This is a genomic window from Halorubrum sp. 2020YC2, from assembly GCF_018623055.1.
Taxonomy (GTDB): domain Archaea; phylum Halobacteriota; class Halobacteria; order Halobacteriales; family Haloferacaceae; genus Halorubrum.
In genome coordinates, this window is the sequence record NZ_CP076019.1 from 1,420,165 (window position 1) to 1,438,301 (window position 18,137).

The 18,137-nt window shown below is 71.0% G+C and carries 22 protein-coding genes, 1 tRNA gene and 2 pseudogenes; 11 read left to right on the forward strand and 14 right to left on the reverse strand.

Translation table 11 applies throughout. The annotated features are described in order from the left end of the window. Positions 1–39 precede the first annotated feature (39 nt). Positions 40–1,422, forward strand: coding sequence for a DEAD/DEAH box helicase family protein (locus KI388_RS06990; protein WP_215088617.1), 1,383 nt, complete (start codon positions 40–42; stop codon positions 1,420–1,422). Positions 1,423–1,438: 16 nt separating this feature from the next. On the opposite strand, the gene KI388_RS06995 is transcribed toward KI388_RS06990, so the two are convergent. Both KI388_RS06995 and udk read right to left on the reverse strand, forming a co-directional pair. Further along, positions 1,439–1,834, reverse strand: a complete 396-nt coding sequence (locus tag KI388_RS06995; protein WP_215088618.1) for a hypothetical protein — start codon at positions 1,832–1,834, stop codon at positions 1,439–1,441. A 65-nt stretch (positions 1,835–1,899) separates the two neighbouring features. After that, positions 1,900–2,598, reverse strand: a complete 699-nt coding sequence (udk, locus tag KI388_RS07000) for a uridine kinase (RefSeq protein WP_215088619.1) — start codon at positions 2,596–2,598, stop codon at positions 1,900–1,902. Positions 2,599–2,811: 213 nt separating this feature from the next. Between udk and KI388_RS07005 the strand changes: the two genes are divergently transcribed. The 4 genes from KI388_RS07005 (at position 2,812) to KI388_RS07020 (ending at position 4,558) form a co-directional block, all read left to right on the forward strand. Next, positions 2,812–3,537 carry a CBS domain-containing protein gene (locus KI388_RS07005; RefSeq protein ID WP_215088620.1) on the forward strand — a complete coding sequence of 242 codons (726 nt, stop codon included), beginning with the start codon at positions 2,812–2,814 and terminating at the stop codon, positions 3,535–3,537. 65 nt (positions 3,538–3,602) lie between these two features. Further along, the gene (locus KI388_RS07010; RefSeq protein WP_215088621.1) at positions 3,603–4,154 is read left to right on the forward strand and encodes a GNAT family N-acetyltransferase; all 552 of its coding nucleotides are present in this window, start codon (positions 3,603–3,605) and stop codon (positions 4,152–4,154) included. A 61-nt stretch (positions 4,155–4,215) separates the two neighbouring features. Further along, positions 4,216–4,289 (forward strand) — tRNA-Thr (locus KI388_RS07015). A 65-nt stretch (positions 4,290–4,354) separates the two neighbouring features. Beyond that, positions 4,355–4,558, forward strand: a complete 204-nt coding sequence (locus tag KI388_RS07020) for a hypothetical protein (RefSeq protein WP_215088622.1) — start codon at positions 4,355–4,357, stop codon at positions 4,556–4,558. 37 nt (positions 4,559–4,595) lie between these two features. On the opposite strand, the gene KI388_RS07025 is transcribed toward KI388_RS07020, so the two are convergent. Further along, positions 4,596–5,015: a universal stress protein gene (locus KI388_RS07025; protein WP_215088623.1), complete on the reverse strand. Its 420-nt coding sequence runs from the start codon at positions 5,013–5,015 to the stop codon at positions 4,596–4,598. Between the two features lie 71 nt (positions 5,016–5,086). After that, positions 5,087–5,599, reverse strand: coding sequence for a CinA family protein (locus KI388_RS07030; RefSeq protein WP_215088624.1), 513 nt, complete (start codon positions 5,597–5,599; stop codon positions 5,087–5,089). 60 nt (positions 5,600–5,659) lie between these two features. Between KI388_RS07030 and KI388_RS07035 the strand changes: the two genes are divergently transcribed. The 4 genes from KI388_RS07035 to KI388_RS07050 all read left to right on the forward strand — a co-directional run bounded on the left by KI388_RS07035 (position 5,660) and on the right by KI388_RS07050 (position 8,154). Then, positions 5,660–6,346, forward strand: coding sequence for a class I SAM-dependent methyltransferase (locus KI388_RS07035; RefSeq protein WP_215088625.1), 687 nt, complete (start codon positions 5,660–5,662; stop codon positions 6,344–6,346). Further along, a complete protein-coding gene (locus tag KI388_RS07040; protein ID WP_215088626.1) occupies positions 6,343–6,945 on the forward strand; it encodes a hypothetical protein in 603 nt (200 codons plus the stop codon). Before KI388_RS07035 ends, KI388_RS07040 begins: the two co-directional genes overlap by 4 nt. A gap of 69 nt (positions 6,946–7,014) precedes the next feature. Further along, positions 7,015–7,287 (forward strand): hypothetical protein, encoded by a 273-nt coding sequence (locus KI388_RS07045; RefSeq protein WP_215088627.1) that lies wholly within the window; start codon positions 7,015–7,017, stop codon positions 7,285–7,287. A 72-nt stretch (positions 7,288–7,359) separates the two neighbouring features. Further along, positions 7,360–8,154, forward strand: coding sequence for a PAS domain-containing protein (locus KI388_RS07050; protein ID WP_215088628.1), 795 nt, complete (start codon positions 7,360–7,362; stop codon positions 8,152–8,154). A 34-nt stretch (positions 8,155–8,188) separates the two neighbouring features. Here the strand turns inward: KI388_RS07050 and KI388_RS07055 are convergent, their stop codons facing one another. The 5 genes from KI388_RS07055 to KI388_RS07075 form a co-directional block, all read right to left on the reverse strand. Further along, the gene (locus KI388_RS07055) at positions 8,189–8,827 is read right to left on the reverse strand and encodes a thymidine kinase (RefSeq protein ID WP_215088629.1); all 639 of its coding nucleotides are present in this window, start codon (positions 8,825–8,827) and stop codon (positions 8,189–8,191) included. Positions 8,828–8,906: 79 nt separating this feature from the next. Further along, positions 8,907–9,362, reverse strand: coding sequence for a hypothetical protein (locus KI388_RS07060; protein WP_215088630.1), 456 nt, complete (start codon positions 9,360–9,362; stop codon positions 8,907–8,909). A gap of 125 nt (positions 9,363–9,487) precedes the next feature. Beyond that, positions 9,488–10,552, reverse strand: a complete 1,065-nt coding sequence (locus KI388_RS07065) for an amidohydrolase family protein (protein ID WP_215088631.1) — start codon at positions 10,550–10,552, stop codon at positions 9,488–9,490. 90 nt (positions 10,553–10,642) lie between these two features. Further along, positions 10,643–11,395 (reverse strand): class I SAM-dependent methyltransferase, encoded by a 753-nt coding sequence (locus KI388_RS07070; RefSeq protein ID WP_215088632.1) that lies wholly within the window; start codon positions 11,393–11,395, stop codon positions 10,643–10,645. A 75-nt stretch (positions 11,396–11,470) separates the two neighbouring features. Further along, complete coding sequence (locus tag KI388_RS07075) at positions 11,471–12,745, reverse strand: HD domain-containing protein (protein ID WP_215088633.1); 1,275 nt, start codon at positions 12,743–12,745, stop codon at positions 11,471–11,473. A 137-nt stretch (positions 12,746–12,882) separates the two neighbouring features. Between KI388_RS07075 and KI388_RS07080 the strand changes: the two genes are divergently transcribed. Further along, the gene (locus KI388_RS07080; RefSeq protein ID WP_215088634.1) at positions 12,883–13,287 is read left to right on the forward strand and encodes a universal stress protein; all 405 of its coding nucleotides are present in this window, start codon (positions 12,883–12,885) and stop codon (positions 13,285–13,287) included. A 40-nt stretch (positions 13,288–13,327) separates the two neighbouring features. Here KI388_RS07080 and KI388_RS07085 read toward each other — a convergent pair whose 3' ends face one another. The 4 genes and pseudogenes from KI388_RS07085 to KI388_RS07100 all read right to left on the reverse strand — a co-directional run. Further along, positions 13,328–14,530 carry an HD domain-containing protein gene (locus tag KI388_RS07085; protein WP_215088635.1) on the reverse strand — a complete coding sequence of 401 codons (1,203 nt, stop codon included), beginning with the start codon at positions 14,528–14,530 and terminating at the stop codon, positions 13,328–13,330. A gap of 72 nt (positions 14,531–14,602) precedes the next feature. Continuing rightward, positions 14,603–15,562 (reverse strand): plastocyanin/azurin family copper-binding protein, encoded by a 960-nt coding sequence (locus KI388_RS07090; protein WP_215088636.1) that lies wholly within the window; start codon positions 15,560–15,562, stop codon positions 14,603–14,605. A gap of 8 nt (positions 15,563–15,570) precedes the next feature. After that, positions 15,571–16,124 (reverse strand): annotated as a pseudogene (locus KI388_RS07095) (transcriptional regulator). A 530-nt stretch (positions 16,125–16,654) separates the two neighbouring features. Beyond that, a pseudogene (locus KI388_RS07100) lies at positions 16,655–17,329 on the reverse strand (phosphoribosylamine--glycine ligase); the annotation flags it as partial. Positions 17,330–17,400: 71 nt separating this feature from the next. Between KI388_RS07100 and KI388_RS07105 the strand changes: the two are divergent. Then, positions 17,401–17,613 (forward strand): hypothetical protein, encoded by a 213-nt coding sequence (locus KI388_RS07105; protein WP_142986901.1) that lies wholly within the window; start codon positions 17,401–17,403, stop codon positions 17,611–17,613. Positions 17,614–17,783: 170 nt separating this feature from the next. Here the strand turns inward: KI388_RS07105 and KI388_RS07110 are convergent, their stop codons facing one another. Beyond that, entirely contained in the window at positions 17,784–18,065 is a 282-nt protein-coding gene (locus tag KI388_RS07110) for a helix-turn-helix transcriptional regulator (RefSeq protein ID WP_142986996.1), read from the reverse strand. Between the last annotated feature and the right edge of the window lie 72 nt (positions 18,066–18,137).

Here is an 18,137-nt window from a genome sequence, read left to right on the forward strand (position 1 = left end):
GGCGGTGGGACTTTGTAAGTCGGTCGGCAACTCCGGCCGATGGACGTCCGGGTGACCTACGAGGACGGGACGGTCCGGGTCGACGCGGACGCCGACCTCGCGGCCGACGCGCTCCCGCCGCTGCCCGGGGTCGAGACCGATCCCCGGACCGGGACCGGTCGCGCGCCCGCGCACCGCTACGCCGAACTCCGGCGCGCGCTTCGGGTGGCCGGCGTCTCCGTCGACGACCGGGTGCTCGCGGCGAGCGACCGCGCCGCCGAGGCGGCCGGGCTGCCGGACGCGCTCGCCACCGACTACGACCTCCGCGAGTACCAGCGCGAGGCGCTCGACGCGTGGCGCGACGCCGGCGACCGCGGCGTGATCGAACTGCCGACGGGCGCCGGCAAGACCGTGATCGCGATCCGCGCGATGGTCGAGTTGGGCGTCCCGACGCTCGTCGTCGTCCCCACGGTCGACCTGCTCGACCAATGGCAGCGGGAGCTGGAACGCGAGTTCGACGTCCCGATCGGCCGGTTCGGCGGGGGCGAGCAGCGCCGGGAGGCGATCACGGTGTCGACGTACGACTCGGCGTACCTGAAGGCGGACGGCGTGGGCGACGCGTTCGGGTTCGTCGTCTTCGACGAGGTCCACCACCTCGGCGGCGAGGGGTACCGCGACGCCGCGCGCCTCCTCGCCGCGCCCGCGCGGCTCGGACTCACCGCCACCTTCGAGCGCCCGGACGGCGCCCACGAGGCGGTCGCGGAGCTGGTGGGCGACCGCGTGTACGCGCTCGACGTGGACGACCTCGCGGGCGACCACCTCGCGCCCTACGACATCCGGCGGATCGAGGTGGAGCTGACCGACGCGGAGCGTGAGCGCTACGACGAGAAGCAGGGCACGTTCGTCGAGTACGTCCGCGACGCGGGGATCACGTTCACGAGCGGGAGCGACTACCAGGAACTCGTCAAGCGCTCGGGCAACGACCCGGCCGCCCGCGAGGCCCTCCTCGCGAAGCAGGACGCCCGCGAGATAATGATGAACGCAGAGCGGAAGGTCGACCGGCTCGCGGAGATCCTCGACCGGCACCGCGACGACCGCGTGATCGTGTTCACGGCCCACACCGACCTCGTCTACCGCCTCTCCGAGCGCTTCCTCCTGCCAGCGATCACCGCCGAGACGGGCGCGAAGGAGCGGCGCGAGATCCTCGAACGCTTCCGCGACGGCACCTACGGGCGGGTGGTCGCCGCGAACGTCTTAGACGAGGGGGTCGACGTGCCTGACGCCAACGTCGCGGTCCTCCTCTCCGGGTCGGGCAGCGAGCGCGAGTTCACCCAGCGGCTCGGGCGCGTCCTCCGGCCGAAGGAGGACGGCGGACGGGCGACTCTCTACGAACTCGTCAGCGCCGAGACGGCCGAGGAGCGCGTGGCGAGCCGGCGGCGATAGCCGGCGGTCGACGGGGTCACTCTGATTCGCGGTCCCGCCGAATCTCCCGGACTCCCAACAGCACGTACGCTGCGCCGACGAGCCGGAGGAACGTATCGAATTCCGGCCTCCACTCGACGGCGTCCGGGTCCCCGTAGAGGAGCCGCGGCGCGATGGCGCGGTACGCCCGCGGAGCGACGAGCAGGACAGTCCCGAAGGCGCCGGTAACGTACATCGCCCGAGCGTAGGCCCGGCCGCCGATCAGGGCGAGCGCGACGACGACCGCGCCTTCGGCCCGAAGCGCCGGCCGCGTTCCGCGTCTCGGTTCGACCTCGTCCGGGTTCTCGACGGCGATGCGCTCGAAGGCGGCGACGATCCGGTCCGGGACCAGCACCGTGAGCGCGCCGAGGACGCCGATGATCGCTCGGATCATGGCAGGACGTACGCGATGGGGATAATTAGTCGTACCCGCGTTTCTACCGCCGTGAGAAGGCCGATTCAATCGTCGCCGTCGACGTCGAGCGAGCGCTTCTCGCCCAGTTCCTGTTCGAGGCTGCCGCGCTCCCAGCTCCGGACCGCTTCGCCCTCGACCTCGGCGCGAAGCTTCTCTTCGAGGAGGTTCACCGCGACGCTGTTGGCGCCTTCCGGGATGATCACGTCGGCGTGTTTCTTCGAGGGCTCGATGAACTGCTCGTGCATCGGTTTCACCGTCGAGAGGTACTGGTCGATGACGCCTTCGAGGTCGCGGCCGCGCTCGATCACGTCCCGACGGATACGGCGCAGAATGCGCACGTCGGCGTCCGTCTCGACGAACAGCCGGAGGTCCATCATGTCGTTTATGTCCTCGTCGTACAGCGCGAGGATGCCCTCCAGCACGATGACGTCGGTCGGCTCGACGGTGACGCGCTCGGCTTCCCGGTTGTGGATCTCGAAGTCGTACTGGGGCATCTCGACGGACTGGCCTTCCAGCAGCGCTTCGAGGTGCTCGCGGAGCAGCTCCCACTCGAACGCCGAGGGGTGGTCGTAGTTGACCTCCTGCCGCTCCTCGAAGTCGAGGTGCGAGAGGTCCTCGTAGTAGTTGTCCAGGGGGATCCGCGTGACGCTGTCACCGAGGTCGCGGGTGACGAGCCGGGAGACGGTCGTCTTCCCGGCGCCCGTCCCCCCCGCGATCCCGATCACGAACGAGGGAATAGCCATACCGGCGTTCGAACGCCGGACGGTTTGAACGCTCCCTTTTCATCGTCGCGGTCGAGGCGCGCGGAAGGCGCACGGAGGCTGCGCGGGGGACGCCTCGTCGACCGCGAGCGGTTCGGTACCACCTCACGTGAGAACCGATCGCGAGAATACGGCGGGCGCCGGTAAAACGCTACCGGGGGCACCTTTTAGCCGGTCGGAGCGAATTCGGGAGGTATGCGAACAGACACCACGGTTCGTGACGTGATGCACCGCGAGTTCCTCGGCGTCAGCGAGTCGGACTCGCTCTCGGACGCGGCCGCGCTGCTGGTCGAGGAGGAGACGAACTGCCTCGTCGTCGTGCGCGGCGGCGAGCCTGTCGGGCGCTTGGGGTCCCGCGACGCGCTCGACGCGCTGCTGGACGCCACCGGATCCGACGACGGCTCGAGATCAGAGACGAACGTCGACGACCGCACCGTCGGCGACGCGATGGGACCGCCGCTGCCGACGGCGTCCCCGAACGACTCCCTGACGGCCGTCGAGGAGCGCCTCGTCGCGGAGGGGGCGGACCGGGTCGTCGCCGTCGACGACGGCGAGGCGGTCGGGGTCGTCACGGACGGCGACGTGCTCGCCGCCGGCGCCCCGCGGACCGGGACCGACGGGTTCGGTGACGGGAGCGCGACCGGCGAGGGGCGGCCGGACGAGGCGGTGGTCTCGGCGGCCGCCGCCGCGGACTCCGACGCCGAACGGGGCGCCGGGGCGACGATGGACCCGGCGACGACGGAGCGCGTCGCGGGCGAGCCGCGCGACGAGCCGGCGGGGACCGACGGCGGCGTCGACCCGGTCGCGGAGGCGCCGAGCGGGGCCTCGACGCAGGGCGTCTGCGAGAACTGCGGCGCGCTCGTCCCCGACCTCGTCACCGCCAACGGGCAGGCGGTCTGCCCGAACTGCCGCGAGATCTGAGCCGCCGCCGGGTCCCGGACTCGCCGGCCGGCAGCCTCAACACGCCGCGAGTCGAAGGCGGCCGCATGGCCGAGACGGACACCCGGATCGAGCCGGCGACCGCCGACGACGTCGACGCCGTCACCGAGATGTGGGTGGCGCTCGCGGCGGGCCAGCGCGAGCACGGCTCCACGCTCCGCGCCGAGGCGAACCGCGCGACCGTCCGCGAGTGGGCCGCGCAGTCGGTCGTCACGGGAGATATCCTTGTCGCGCGCGACGCGGCGGCCGCGGCGGGGTCAGGCGACGAGACCGACGTCGTCGGCTTCGTCGGCTTCTCGCTCGAACGCGGCGACTACGAGCGCGACGCCGTCCGCGGGACCGTCAGCAACCTCTTCGTGACGCCGGAGCGTCGCGGGGAGGGGATCGGCGCGGCGCTGCTCGACGCGGCCGAGCGCGCGCTCGACGAGGCGGGCGCGGACCGCGTGGCGCTGGAGGCGCTGGCCGACAACGACCGCGCCCGGGCGTTCTACGCGGCGCACGGCTACGAGAGCCACCGCGTCGAACTGACGAAGTCGATCGACGGCGAGACCGACGACGGCCGGAACGGTGACGCCGAATCCGCGGCCGAAAGCGGCTGACCCCGGCCGGGTTCGCGGAAAGCGACACGCACTCATAGGAGGACCGAGTACGGCCGCACGCGCCAGGGGAGCATGGGCGGTTCATGCACTCGACTTGTAATCGAGACTTCCGGGGTTCAAATCCCTGCCCTGGCTTCGCACCGCTCCGCCGGCGCGGCTCCGCGGAAATTTCTTAAGTAGTCTCGACCCCCACGTCGGGCATGGACTCGTCGGACCGCGCGCTGCTCGGCGCGGCAGGAATCGTCGGCGCGCTCGTGCTGGCGGTCGCGCTCGCCGGGGGCGCGCTCTTCGGCTTCGACGAGTCGGCCGCGCGGCCGCTCCGGCTCCTCGCGGTCGAGCCGCTCACGTGGATCGTGATCGCCGCGCTGCTCGTCGCGGTCGTCGGGAACGCATACATCGACTGACGGCGTCGACCCGCGAGCGGTCGGCCGGGAGCGAGCCTCACCGAACGACCGTCACCGGCACCGGCGACCGCTGAAACACCGTCTTGGCGACGTTACCGACGAGCAGCCGGTCCGCGAGCGACCCGCTGTGGGTGCCCAACACGACCACGTCGAACTCCTCGGCGTGGTCGATGATCTGGCGCGCTGGCCGCCCCGCCTCCACGATCGTCTCGACCTCCGCGTCGTACTCGGCGGCGATCTCGCGCGCCCGCTCGAACACCGGCTCGGCGGCCTCGCGGATCCCCTCCTCGCCGTCGTCCGACAGCGCGATCCCCACCGCCTGCCCCATCATCGGTGACGCCCCGCCGACGACGTTCAGGACGGTGATCTCGGCGTCCGGATGCCCGTCGAGCGCGTACCGGAGCGCGCGCTCGGAGAGGTCTGAGCCGTCCATCGCGACGAGTACGCGCTCTATCATACCGGCGATACGCGTCGTCACCTGATAAACGCACGTGGTAGATCGGGTCTCGCGGCCCGATTCCCGCTCGCTCAGTCTTCGACGTCCTCGATAGCCCGGACGAGCGCGTCGAGCGCGCGCTCGGCGGCCCCTCGCTTCACCGCGTCGCGGTCGCCGTCGAGGACCGCGCGCTCGGTCCGAACGAACGACTCCTCGGTGCCCCACGGCGCGGCGTGCGCGACCCCGAACCAGACGAGTCCGACCGGCTTCTCGTCGGTGCCGCCGGTCGGCCCCGCGATCCCGGTCGTCGCGACCGCCCAGTCCGCGTCCGCCCGGTCGCGCGCGCCGGCCGCCATCTCGCGGACCACCGGCTCGCTCACGGCGCCGTGGGCGTCGAGCGACTCGCGGGAGACGCCGAGCAGCTCGCGCTTGGCGTCGTACGTGTACGTCACGAACCCCCGGTCGAAGTAGGCGCTCGCGCCCGGCACGTCAGTCACCCGCGACCCGACCAGCCCGCCGGTGAGCGACTCCGCGGTCGCGAGCGTCTCGTCGCGGTCCCCGAGGAGCGCGTTCAGGCGCTCGGCGGGAGCGGTCGTCTCGTCCATGCCTCCCGTTCCGTGCGAGGCGCCCCTGAGGTTTACGCCGCGCCGCGCCGAAGGCCGACCGTGACCGACACCGACTGGGACGAGCGGTTCGCGTCGGGCGAGTACCCGCGCGCGCCGGAGCCGTCCCCCGTGTTCCGCGCCTACGAGCCGTCGCTGCCCGACGGCCGCGCGCTCGACGTCGCCGCCGGGACCGGCCGCAACGCGGTGTTCCTCGCGGACCGCGGCCGCGACGTCGACGCGCTCGACGCCTCGGCGGAAGGACTCCGTATCGTGCGCGAGCGCGCCGCGGAACGCGGGATCGGAGACCGGATCGAGACGGTTCGGGGCGACGTCTCGACGTACGGCTTCCCGGCGGAGACGTACGACCTGATCGCGATGAGCTACTTCCACGCGCTCGACCGGTTCGCGGACCTGATCGCGGCGCTCGCGCCCGGCGGGTACCTCTTCGTGGAGGGACACCTCCGGTCGGCGCCGCCCGCGGGCTCGGGACCGAGCGGCGACCGCTATCGATTCGCGGCGAACGAACTGCTCCGCGCCGGACTCGGGCTGAGCGTGCGCTACTACGACGAGACGACGACGGAGCGGCCCGACGGCCGCGAGCGCGCCACGGCCCGGCTGCTCGCGCGGAAGTCGACCGGCGGCCGCCAGTCGTACCCGCCGCGTCCGGAGCCGGCGGAGCGGTGGGAAGACGGCGGCTCCGGCTCGGCCGACGTCGAATCGACCGCCGCGGACGGGCGGGACGCGTGACCGACGACGCTCCGTCGTCGCCTGCCGCGGCCCTCCGGTCGCTCGTCGCGACCGCGGTCGGCGCCGACCTCGCGGACCTCGACGGCCGGATCGAGGTCGTCGAAGCCGGGAGCGGGTCCGAGGGCGACGATGTGGCCGGGAGCGACGCCTCGGCCCCCGCGGAACGGCTCGCTGAAATCGTCGGTCGGGCCGACAGCGTCGTCGCCGTCGTCCCGCGGTTTGACGCCGACCTCGCGCGCCGACTGAACGCGGCCCTGTCGCCGTCCGCGACCGGGGCGGACGGGGGCGGCCCCGCGGGGGACGCGGCCGTCCCGGGGGAGGTCCGGGTCGTGTTCACCGACGCCGCGAGCGACCGGCTCTCCGGAGCGACCGGGGCGGTCGTCCGGCGCGCGCTCGCGGACCGCGGCGTCGACGCGTACCGCCACGCCGGCGAGTCGCCGGTAGCGGTGGTCCTTGCGGACGACCGCGCCGCCGTCGGGTCGGTCGACGGCGACGGGGTCGCGGCGCTGCTGTGGACGGACGCGCCGCCGGTCCGCGAGTGGGCGGCCGCGACCTGCCGGCGCTACCTCGACGCCGCCGAGCCGGTGGACGGGTCGTGAGCCGGGGTCCTCCCGACCGGCGACGTCGGTCCCCGGTCCGCTTTTGAGGGCCCCCGCCGAAAGACGGGTATGAAACCGCTACTGCTGTTAGTGGCCGGAATCGGCGGACTGCTCGAAGCCGTCGCGCCGCGGCGCGCCGTCGCGCTCTGGACGCGCGCGCTCTACCGGAACGCCGGCGAGGCGGAGCCGCGGGACTGGGTGTACGCGGCCGCAAAACTCGAGGGGACGCTGGTCGCGGCGGGCGCGCTGGTCGGGCTGTTCCGGCTCGCGACCGCCGACGACGACCCGGCCGACGACGACTGGATGACCGCCGACGACGACCCGGCCGGCGACGCAGAGTAGTCCGGCGAACCACCCGCCGAACCGACCGGGGGGACCCGAACGTGTATTTGTCGCGTCTAGGTATCCTGCCGCATGGAGGGGCTTCCCGCGGACCTCAGGTCGGACGACGCACCGACGATCCGCGTCCTTCACGTCGACGACGACGCCTTCCTCGACCTGACCGCGACGTACCTCGGACGGATCGACGACGCGTACCGGATCGTCCGGGTGAACCCCGCTGCCGAGGATATCCTCGGCTACGACGAGTCGGAACTGCTCGGCGGGTCGTGGGTCCCGTTCGTCCCCGAGTCGGAGTATCGACACGTGGCGGCGCTCGAACGCGACCTGCTCTCCGACAAGGGCGGCTACCAGAGCGTCAACGAGAACGTCCGGAGCGACGGCGAGCGGATCCGCTGCGCGTGGCACAACCAGGTGGTGACCGACGCCGAGGGGGCGGTGATCGGCGTCTTCTCGCAGTTCGAGGACGTCACCGAAGCGGAGGCCCGGAAACGCGCGATCGAGCGGACGAACGCCGTGCTGTCGTCCGCGCTCGACGCCCTCCCGGTGGGGATACTCGTCGAGGACGCGGACCGCTGCGTTATTCAGGCGAACGAGCGGCTGTACGAGTTGTTCGGCGTCGAGGGGGACCCGGAGAGCGCCGTCGGCCGCGACTGCGAGGAACTCGCGGTCGAACTGAGCGAGGAGTTCGTCGATCCGGAGGGGTTCGTCGAACGGATCGAGACGATAGTCGCGGAGCGACGTCCGGTGGAGGACGAGCGGCTCGCGCTCGCGGACGGGACCGCGCTGGTCCGGACCTACCGGCCGATCGACCTGCCGGACGGGAACGGTCACCTGTGGGCGTACCGGGTGACGAGCCGGGCCGAGTGAGGGCGGCCCACGAGGGACGGTCCGCGGGGCCGTGTCAGTCGTTCGCGGAGTCCGCCTCGGCGCTTTCGAACGGTCGCTCCTCGGGCCGGTCGCCGGTCAACAGGACGTGGCAGTCGCGACACCGTGCCTCGTAGGACTCCTCGGCGCCGACGAGGATCGTCGGGTCGTCGACGTGGGCCGGCTCCCCCTCGATGAGCCGCTGGTTCCGGGAGGCGGGTTCGCCACAGACCGAGCAGATGGCTTGGAGCTTGTCGACGTACTCGGCGGTCGCCATCAGCTGCGGGAGCGGCTCGAACGGCTCGCCGCGGAACGTCTGGTCCGTGCCCGAGACGATCACCCGGCTGCCGCGGTCCGCGAGGGCGTTACAGACCTCGATGAGCGCGTTCGAGAAGAAGTTCGCCTCGTCGACCGCGACGACCTCGGCGGGGTCGTCGTCGAGGATGTCGAGCGGGCCCTCGCCCTCGTTGTCGACGACGGTCGCCTCCCACTGCCGGCCGGTGTGGCTGCCGATCGTCGCCTCGCCGTAGCGGTCGTCGATCGCGGGCGTGTAGACGGCGACCGACTGGCCGGCGATTTCGGACCGGCGGAGGCGCCGGAGCAGCTCCTCCGTCTTGCCGGAGAACATCGACCCGGAGATGACCTCGATCCACCCGGATCGAGTGATGGCGTGCATATCTGAACGGGCCGGAGCCAGCGACTAAACCGTTTCTCTCCCGGCGCGAAGGCGCCGGCGCGGCGACCGCGGGTGGGAGTTAGCTCCCCGCCGCGACCGCGACGACGACGGCGGCGACCGCGACGTACGTCGCCGCGGAGACGGCCCAGTCGCGCCGGATCGGGCCGAGCCGCTGGCCGGGGAGGCCGGACGCGCGCGGCAGCGGGACGAGCGCGAAGAAGCCGACCATCAGCGCGAACAGCGCGACGCCCGCGACGGCGACGGTGAGGAGCGTGCCGGTCCCGAGGAGCCGCCCGGTCGCGGCGACGAGACCGACGAACAACAGCCCGGAGCCGCCCCCGGCGACGTAGTGGACCCACGTCGCCAGCCGCTCGGGCGCGTCGTCGACGGGGGCGTCCGTGAGCACGCCCGCGGCGACCCTCGGCGCCGTCTCCCCCTCCGGGAGCCGCGCCATGGCTACGTCCATCGCGAGCGTCGCGACGAGTCCGACGACCGGCCCGAGCGCGAGGCCGGCAAGCAGCGAGAGCGTCGTCATTACCGGATCACACGGCCGGAAGGGGCTTCACTCCGTCGCCGGCGGAAGGGGCGACGGGAGTCGCTGGCGGGGGTCGCCGGCGGAAGAGACCGTGACAGGGCGCGGCGGAAGGGACGGCAGGCGACTCACTCGCCGCGGGGGACGACGGTCTCGCCGCCGATCACGACCCGCGAGACGTCTGCGTGACCGGCGCGCCTGACGACCGCGCGGACGAGGTCGCGCGCGCCGGCGAGGTTGTCGGAGTCCCCGTCGAGCACGAGCAGGTCGGCGTCGGCGCCCTTCCGGACCACGCCGCGGTTCAGCCCGGCGATCTCCGCGCCGTTTAGCGTCGCCATCCGGAGGATCTCCCGGGCGGGGAGATCGGAGAGCTTCGCCGCGAACTCCATCTCTCGGAACATCGACGGCGAGTCGGTCATCACGTTGTCGGTGCCGAGCGCGACGGTCGTCCGCTCCGTCAGCTCGCGGATCGGCGGGACGCCGACATTCGTCACGAGGTTCGACCGCGGGCAGACGACGATCGGCGTCTCTCGGTCCGCGACGCGGTCGAGGTGGATCTCTTCGGCGTGGACCATGTGGACGAGGAAGTCAGGGTCGAGGTCCATCGCGGGGTTGATGTCGTCCGCGTCGCGCTCGCCCGCGTGGATCCCGAACAGCTTGCCGGCCTCGCGCGTCTCCGTCCGGACCGCGTCGAAGTCGGCGTCGCGGGCGCCGGAGGCGCCGTACCCGTCCGCGACCGAGAGCACGTCGGGGTCGTCGCGGCCGAAGACGACCGACTCGACCGCGCGCCCGTCAAACTCGACACCCTCGCCAGCGAGCGCGTCGCGGAGCGCGGCGACGCCGTCGACGCCGCCCTCGCGGAACTCGAGGAAGGTTCCGGTCCCCGTCGACTCCATGTACCGCAGGGTGCGCGCCATCGCGGCCACCTTCTCCTCGTGGGAGGCCGACCGCAGGAGACGGTGTTTCAGCCCGTCCGGGGGGGCGACAAGCTCGTCGAGCGAGAGCCCCTCGCCCGCCTCCTTGGCGATGGAGTCGCCGATGTGGGTGTGAGCGTTGACGAACGCGGGGAGGATCACGTCGTCGCTGTCCGTCTCGCGCTCTTCTACCCGGGCGATCTCGCCGTCCGCGACGACGACCCGTCCCTCGACCGGCTCGAAGTCGGGACCGACCAGGATGGTCCCTTCGAGTTGCATACCGGAGGCTCGCCGGCCGAGGTTAAAACGTCACGGGAACGGGGCGACGCCGATCCACCGCTCCGCACCGAGAGCGCGTTTCAGCGGCGCTCACGCCGCCGTAGCCCACAGCCGGAGGTCTCGCGGGACCGCCGCGGCCGGCCCGCAGTCGACGTTCGGCGAGTGCTCTATCGGGTCCGGCTCGACGACCGCGTCGACGGCGAAGCCGGCGTCCGACAGCGCGCGGTGGAGTTCACCGACCGAGCGGTCGAAGACGACCATCTCGGCGTCGTAGGCGTCGTCGATCGCGATCCGTCGCCGCGGGTCGTCGTGGTACCGGCCGTCGAGTTCGCCGGTCTCGCCGTCGATAAGCTCGCCGAACGGGTGCGGCACCGACAGCAGGAACGTCGCCCCGTCGCGGAGCGCGCGGCGCGCCTCGCGGAGGGCGGCGTCGAGGTCGGCGACGTGCTGGTACGCCCACTCGGAGAAGGCGACGTCGAACGCGTCGGCGGCGAGCGGGAGCGCCGCCACGTCGCCGTGGAGGAACGTCGCGTCGGCGCCGTAGTGGTCTCTGAGACGTCGAGCGTGTCGGAGCTGTTCCCGGGAGAGGTCGACGACGACGACGCGGTCGGCGCCCGCCAGCGCGGTGCCGACGGCTCCCTGCCCGCCGCCGCAACCGAGCTCGACGACCGCCGCGTCCCCCATCGCGGGGACCAGCCGCTCCGGGTCGGGACCGTCGGCGTCGAGGTCGAACGGCGACGGGACGGGCGGCGCGTCCGTCGCGGTGTCCGCGTTCCAGCGGGCCTGAAACGCGTCGCTCCACCGGTTCCAGAGGCGGCGGTTCTCGCGGTGCGCGTCGTTCACGGGGCGACGTTGGCGACCGCCGACTTATCGGTTACGGCGGCGTGAGGCGCCGTCTCAGGCGTCGGCGCGGGTCGGTCAGAACTCGTCGAGCGTCGTCGGCATCGCGCCGCGCACCTCGGTCACGAGGCCGTCTGGGTCGAGCCCGAGCACGTCGGCTGCCGCGCGGCCGACGCGGTCGGCCGCCGGTTCGGGGGCGTACACGCCGAGCCGCCACTGGTTCCGCTGGGCGGTCCGGAGCGCTGAGACCAGCGGCGACTGCCGCTCCAACCGCCGGATCTCGCCGTTGACGGTGACGCGCGCGGTCGACTCGCGCATCGACGGCTCCGGGGGCGCGTCTAAGATTATGTGGTCGCGGGCGACGCCCGCCTCCGCGGCTATCTCGCGTTCGAGCGCGGTCTCCGCGGCGTGGTCCGCCTCGTGGACGCGGTCGGGGACGTCGTCGTACTCGGCCCACACCGCCAGCTTGTAGAGGTCGCGCTCGTCGTACCGGCGGGAGAGCTCCGCCGTCTCGCGGCAGTCGCGGATCGCGGCGAGGAAGTCGTGGTCGTCCATCCGCCGGAGCTCCGCCGCGGTCGTCGCGGTGGCGTCGAGCAGCTCGCTCGCGGCCCGGCGCAGCATCGCCTTCGAAATGCGCGCGACGTGGTGGGTGTAGACGACCGGGTTCATCAGCGCCCGGGCTAAGAGCAGGCTCTCCGCGGTCTGGACGTTCCCCTCGTCTAAGACGAGCTCCGGGCCGTCGCGGGCCGTTCCGTCGCGAGCCGCCTCGTCGCCGTCCGCGAGCCCGTCGCGCTCGACGAACGTCAGCTCCCGGACGAACCGCTCGGTGTCGATGGTGCCGTACGGGACGCCGGTGTGGTAGGCGTCGCGCACGAGGTAGTCCATGCGGTCCACGTCGAGTTCGCCCGAGACGAGTCCGGCGTACGCCCCCTCGCCGGCGACGATGGCGGCGATCCGGTCCGGGTCAAGGTCGTGGTTCCGCAGCACCTCACCGACCGCGCCCGTCGCGAGCAGCCCGCCCACGTCGTCGTGGTACTTCCCGGTCCGGCGGTGGGTGAGCGATTCGAGGTTGTGGCTGAACGGGCCGTGCCCGACGTCGTGGAGCATCGCCGCCGCCTCGATGCGGTCGGCTCGCTTCCCCTCGATTCCGAGGTGGTCGAGCGCGCGGCTCGCGAGGTGGTAGACGCCGAGGCTGTGCTCGAACCGGGTGTGGTTCGCGGAGGGGTAGACCAGCTGGACCGTCCCGAGCTGTTTCACGTGACGGAGCCGCTGGACGGCGGGGGTGTCGACGAGGTCGGCGGCGACCCCGTCGATCTCGATGTGGTCGTGGACGGTGTCCTTGACCGTGATCATGCGTTCGCCTTCGGCGGCACGGGATAAAAGGCTGTGAGTGTCGGCCGCCGCGGGGTCGGGGAACCGCTCCCGGAGCCGCTGCCGCCGACCGCGAACCCGCAGCACGATTTATACCCCGGCCGCGCGAACCGCCGCGTATGTACGACGTGCTCCTCGGTATCGGACTCGACGACGAACCGCGGGCGGTCGCACAGGCCGAAGCGGTCGTCGACCTCCCGGGCGCCGACGGCGACGTGACCGCGCACCTCTGTCACGTCTTCCGGGACAACCCGCAGGGCGCGTCGGTCCACCAGCTGGGAACGGTGCGGCGCGCCCGCGAGGTCCTCGAAGACGCCGGCGTCGACTGCGTCCACTACGAGGCGAGCGGCGACCCCGGCGACGAGCTGCTCGCGGCCGCGGAGGACGTCGACGCCGACGCGATCTGCGTGTCCGGCCGCAAGCGGAGTCCGGCGGGGAAAGCCGTCTTCGGCAGCACCACGCAGGCGCTCGTGTTGAACGCGGACCGCCCCGTGTTGACGGTCCCCGGACCGGACGGGGAGTGAGGCGGCGTCGACGCGCGGCGGTCGGGAACCCGACCGCGGCTCAGACGGCGGCTCGGTCGGTCGCGCGCAGCCCCAGAACCTCTCGCGCCGCCGTCGAGACGGCGTCGACGTGCTCGGCCGGACAGTAGACCCCGAGCGTCCAGCGGCGGCGCTCGGCGGCGCGGAGCCCGGTCACCAGCTCCGAGGCGTCCTCCAGTCGCTGGGGGACGCCGTCGACGACGACGGCGGAGCCGGACTCCTTGAGCGCCGGGCGCGAGGGGATGTCGACGACCACCGCGTCGCGGTCGACCCCGACGGCCTCGGCAATCTCGCGCTCGGCGGCCCGCTCCTCGGCGCGGCCCGCGTCGACCGTCCCCGCGGGCACCTCGTCGAGTTCGGCCCAGACCGCCCGCTTGTAGAGGTCGCGGCGCTCGATGCGCTCGCCCAGCGCCGGGACGCGGTCGCGGAGCTCGACGAGGAGGTCGTGGTCCGCCATCCGGCGGAACGCCTCGACGTCCGTCTCCGTGCGGTCGAGGTACCGCTCGCAGGCGCGCTCCAGCATCGCGCCGGCGACCCGGGAGACGTGGTGGCGGTAGACGACGGCGTTCATCAGCGAGCGCGCGACGAGCAGGCTCTCGGCGGTGGCGACGTTCCCCTCGTCCAAGACGAGGTCGGCGGACTTCCCGGACCCGTCGCCGCCGACCAGCCGGAGTTCGGTGACGAGCCGGCCGGTGTCGACCGTGCCGTACGGGACGCCGGTGTGGTGGGCGTCGCGCACGAGGTAGTCCATGCGGTCCACGTCGAGTTCGCCCGAGACGAGCGGCCCCAAGGCCCCCTCGCCGTCGATCAGGGCGGCGACGCGCTCGGGGTCTAAGCCGTTCCGTTCGAGGACCTGACAGACTTCGCGGTCCCCGTCGGTGAGGAGCCACCGCACGTCGTCGTGGTCGCGGCCGGTCGCGCGCCGGATGATTCCCTCGGTCTGGTGGCCGTACGGGCCGTGGCCCACGTCGTGGAGCATCGCCGCGGCGCGGACGTGCGCGGCGGTGTCGTCGTCGACGCCGAGCCCGTCTATCGCGCTGCGCGCGAGGTGGTAGACGCCGAGGCTGTGCTCGAACCGGGTGTGGTTCGCGGAGGGGTAGACGAGCCGGACCGTGGACAGCTGTTTGATGTGTCGCAGCCGCTGGAACGCCGGCGTGTCGACCAGCTCGGCGGCGACGTCGCCGAGCCGGACGTGGCCGTGGACGCTGTCCTTGATGGCCTTCATTACCGGTGGATCGCCCGCCGGGGAATTGGTCGTTTCGGCTCGGCCGCCGGACGGACGAATACGCGGTCTCGGTCAGTGCCGAGACGGCTCGACGACGACCGCACCGCGCATCCCGTTCTCGCGGTGGCGCTCGCAGGCGTACCGGTGAATCCCCGGCTCCGAGAAGGAGTGCTCGAAGACGTGTTCGTCCTCCTGATCTTCGGGGGACTCGGCGGCCTCGACGGCGACGAGGTCGCTCTCGAACGAGCCGTCCTCGGCGGTGACGCTGTGTTCGCCCGCGCCGGGGACCCAGCGCCACCTGACCGTCGTCCCGGGGGTCACGCGAAGTGCCGGCGTCTCGTAGACGGGGGCGGTGTCCCACTCCTCGGCCTCCGGGTCGTACCCTCCGGGACCGCCGACCCGGACGGTGACCGCGTCCCTCCGGAGCGGGTTCGCCGTCGTCGAGGCGTTCGGGGTCTCCGCGAACCAGTCGCCGTAATCGACGGGCGTCGTGTCGTACTCCGTGACGTACGACTCGACGTCCGGGCCGACGACGATCGCCCCGCGTTCGCCGACGCCCTGATGCGGGCGACAGGAGTACCGGGTGACCCCCTCGTCGGCCTCGCTCACGGTGACCGCGTACTCGTGGTCCGCCCCGTCGACGAGTTTCGACTCGATCGCCGCGGGACCGTCGTACGTCACCACGTCGTGGACGCCGGCCTCGCCGGTCCACTCCCAGCGGACCGTCGTGTCGTAGTCGACCCACACCGCCGCCGGGTCGAGCCGGAGCCCGTTGCCGGCGCCGACCGCGATCGTGACTCGGTCGTCCCCGCGCCGGTCGACCGTCCCGGCGTAGCCGCTGTCGGCGTCGAACCAGTGGCCGTACTCCGGCTCCGGGGTATCGGTCGTGTCGACGAACTCGTCGTCGGAGCCGTCGTTTCCGTCGTCACCGAACGGACCAAACGACCCGAGGCAGCCGGCGAGCGTTCCGAGCGTTCCGCCCGCCGCCAGCGCCAGCGCGCGGCGACGAGAAGTGGAGGGCGTTCGTGACACCGGCGGAATTACTCGTCGACGAGGTCGATCCCGAACCGCTCTTCGAGCGCGCGCACCACGGAGCCGCCGACGCCGGCGGTCGCGGCCCGCCCGTCCTCGACCGCGAGGAGGTCGTCCTCGTCGGCGTCCAGCTCCGCGGCGACCTCTTCGACCGTCAGCCCGGCGTCCTGACGCGCCTCGGTCACGAGGTCGCCGTAGCCCGAGACGAGGTACGGGAGGCGGTCCGCCTCGTAGCTCGTCCCCTCCTCCTCCCAGCGCTTCGAGTCGCCGGTCGCGGAGTCGTACATCTTCGCCTGCTTGCGGGCGATCTCCTTGTTCCGGCTCTCGGTCGCCCCCGAGTCGGCGCCGGCGCCGCCCGGGCTGCCGCCCGAACTCCGCCGCTCGGTCCGCCCCGGTCGCTCGGGGCGTTCCCGGCGTCGTCGTGGGGACGGCAGTCGGAACACACGAGCAGCTTCGCGCCGGCGACCGTCGCCTTTCGCAGGTCCGTGGTCTCGCGGCCACAGAGCTCGCACGCGTCGCCGTCGTCGCCGCCGCCGCCGCCGCCCGTCGAGTACTTCGGCATACCGCGAGTGGTGGACCCGGACGGTTAAAAAGTCGTGGAGGGGAGCGTCCGTGAATTGAGAAACTATTGCGGTGGCGTCGCCGGCGGCTCTGCCGCCGGCTGCAAGAGGCGCGTCGCGCCTCCCTGCGTGCCGACGAGCGCCCGAAGGGCGCGAGTCGCACGCGCGAGGGAGTCGGCCGACCGTAGGGAGGCCGACGAGGCTGGGGAGGTGTGAGGTGCGGTTGCTGTGCGGGGTGGGACTCAAAGCAGTCGCGAGGACGAAGCACGGCGTAGCAAGCACCGCAGCGAAGGAGCGAGCAACGCGAGCGACTGAGCGAGGCGCGCAGCAAGCCGCGCGAGTCCTCGCGACTGGGGCTTTGGAAGTGTTCACCGCCGATCTGCCAGCGTCTATTTATAAGCGAGCGGCTGGGGGCTTTGGAAGCGTCCACCGCAGACTCTTCGATCCCATATAAAAATCCGATGACAATATCTAATCTCAGCTTATAAACTGCTGCCCCGTCACGGTAATTCACCCACTCCCGAGCTCGACACGGTCCGAGGTACCCCCACGCCTGAAGCCGGTCGCCGTCGCCGTCGACCCAGCGCTCGCCGATGTCGTCGCGGTAGTACATGTTCGGCATCACGACGTCGTCGATCCGGTCGTACGCCTGCTCGCGCGCCGCGCCCATCGTCTCGCCTTTCCCGGTAACGACGATCGGCATCCCGCTCTCGCCGGCGACGCGCCACTGGCCGTCCACCCGCTTCGTGTCCTCTAGGTGGATCCCCTCGCGACTCTCCGTCTCGAAGACCACCGCCGCGTTCCGCGAGTTCTCGTCGTACGTCTCCTCGTCGTCGAACGGGAACGGCGGGAGGACGACTCTGACGGCGATCTGGTAGCCGCCGTGGACCGCAAGATCTGGATTGTTCCCGTGCGCGAGGTCGAAGAAGAACTCGGCCGTCGACGACTCGATCGACTCCTCTTGGAGGGCGATGGTCGGATAGCCGAACCGCGGCGTGAACTCCAGCGGGTAGATGCCCGACTCGTTGACGATGCAGTTGATGTCGATGCTACCGACGTACCCCTCGTCCGCGAGCCACCCCTCGATCTTCCCGAGCGTCTCCCGGAACAGCCTGTTTTTCCCCGCCCAGAACATCGACGTCCCCATCTCGCCGGTCGACGGGCCGATGTTCTCCGGGAACAGCTTCTTGTGCTCGTATTTCCAAGATCTATTATACAATTTAGACCATGCGACGCTGCCCCGGGTTATTTTTGCCTCTCGGAGATTCTCCGAGACAGATGTCTGAGGATTCCGACGACACTAGGGGAGGACGGGTCGTTTTCGCAATACTAGTTGGAGTGACGTTCGGTGCGGCACTCGGAACGACAGTTCTCCAAGATATCACACAGGGAATTGTTGCTGGTGTCATCGTTGGAACCCTCGCTGCTCTCGTCTTCCCAGCGTGGACAGACCGTCTCTTCGAAACGGTAACAGACAAACTCGAAGCATAATCTACGGTACCGATCGATGAGTGAGTACCCTGTGTTGAGTGATTCGTGAGTCCGCTACAATCAAAAGAGATGGAGTAGATCGTCTTTCAGTAGGCTATTGTGCCTTCAGAGAAAGCTTCCTGTTTCAGAAGAGGCAGTTCGGATTCAGGTCCTCGACTGTGGCGACTTGATCAGGCGCTGTGGTCGATGTACTCACTTTCCCATTCAGCTCGCGCCTGAATCTCTCTAGCCCCCCGTCGTGTGGTAGTGTACTCGTTGGTCCGTCTATCGCGTTGACTTTTCTCGACAAGTCCCTTCTCAACCAGCGTGTCGAGATTTGGATAGAGACGACCATGGTGGATCTCCTTTTCGTAGTAGTTCTCAAGTTCGTCCTTGATTGCGAGCCCGTGCGGATCATCAAGGCCGGCGATTACGTACAGTAAGTCGCGCTGAAAGCCAGTGAGATCATACATATTACCAGCTTTCGTATTCATGATTTGAAATACTACTGATCTCCGAAACGAGATTCTGATATTAGGTCTGTC

Excerpts from the sequence above, each read along its gene's own strand:
- KI388_RS06990 (WP_215088617.1), top strand. The coding sequence starts at position 40 with ATGGACGTCCGGGTGACCTACGAGGACGGGACGGTCCGGGTCGACGCG.
- KI388_RS06995 (WP_215088618.1), bottom strand. The coding sequence starts at position 1,834 with ATGATCCGAGCGATCATCGGCGTCCTCGGCGCGCTCACGGTGCTGGTC.
- udk (WP_215088619.1), bottom strand. The coding sequence starts at position 2,598 with ATGGCTATTCCCTCGTTCGTGATCGGGATCGCGGGGGGGACGGGCGCC.
- KI388_RS07005 (WP_215088620.1), top strand. The coding sequence starts at position 2,812 with ATGCGAACAGACACCACGGTTCGTGACGTGATGCACCGCGAGTTCCTC.
- KI388_RS07010 (WP_215088621.1), top strand. The coding sequence starts at position 3,603 with ATGGCCGAGACGGACACCCGGATCGAGCCGGCGACCGCCGACGACGTC.
- KI388_RS07020 (WP_215088622.1), top strand. The coding sequence starts at position 4,355 with ATGGACTCGTCGGACCGCGCGCTGCTCGGCGCGGCAGGAATCGTCGGC.
- KI388_RS07025 (WP_215088623.1), bottom strand. The coding sequence starts at position 5,015 with ATGATAGAGCGCGTACTCGTCGCGATGGACGGCTCAGACCTCTCCGAG.
- KI388_RS07030 (WP_215088624.1), bottom strand. The coding sequence starts at position 5,599 with ATGGACGAGACGACCGCTCCCGCCGAGCGCCTGAACGCGCTCCTCGGG.
- KI388_RS07045 (WP_215088627.1), top strand. The coding sequence starts at position 7,015 with ATGAAACCGCTACTGCTGTTAGTGGCCGGAATCGGCGGACTGCTCGAA.
- KI388_RS07050 (WP_215088628.1), top strand. The coding sequence starts at position 7,360 with ATGGAGGGGCTTCCCGCGGACCTCAGGTCGGACGACGCACCGACGATC.
- KI388_RS07055 (WP_215088629.1), bottom strand. The coding sequence starts at position 8,827 with ATGCACGCCATCACTCGATCCGGGTGGATCGAGGTCATCTCCGGGTCG.
- KI388_RS07060 (WP_215088630.1), bottom strand. The coding sequence starts at position 9,362 with ATGACGACGCTCTCGCTGCTTGCCGGCCTCGCGCTCGGGCCGGTCGTC.
- KI388_RS07065 (WP_215088631.1), bottom strand. The coding sequence starts at position 10,552 with ATGCAACTCGAAGGGACCATCCTGGTCGGTCCCGACTTCGAGCCGGTC.
- KI388_RS07075 (WP_215088633.1), bottom strand. The coding sequence starts at position 12,745 with ATGATCACGGTCAAGGACACCGTCCACGACCACATCGAGATCGACGGG.
- KI388_RS07080 (WP_215088634.1), top strand. The coding sequence starts at position 12,883 with ATGTACGACGTGCTCCTCGGTATCGGACTCGACGACGAACCGCGGGCG.
- KI388_RS07085 (WP_215088635.1), bottom strand. The coding sequence starts at position 14,530 with ATGAAGGCCATCAAGGACAGCGTCCACGGCCACGTCCGGCTCGGCGAC.
- KI388_RS07105 (WP_142986901.1), top strand. The coding sequence starts at position 17,401 with ATGTCTGAGGATTCCGACGACACTAGGGGAGGACGGGTCGTTTTCGCA.
- KI388_RS07110 (WP_142986996.1), bottom strand. The coding sequence starts at position 18,065 with ATGTATGATCTCACTGGCTTTCAGCGCGACTTACTGTACGTAATCGCC.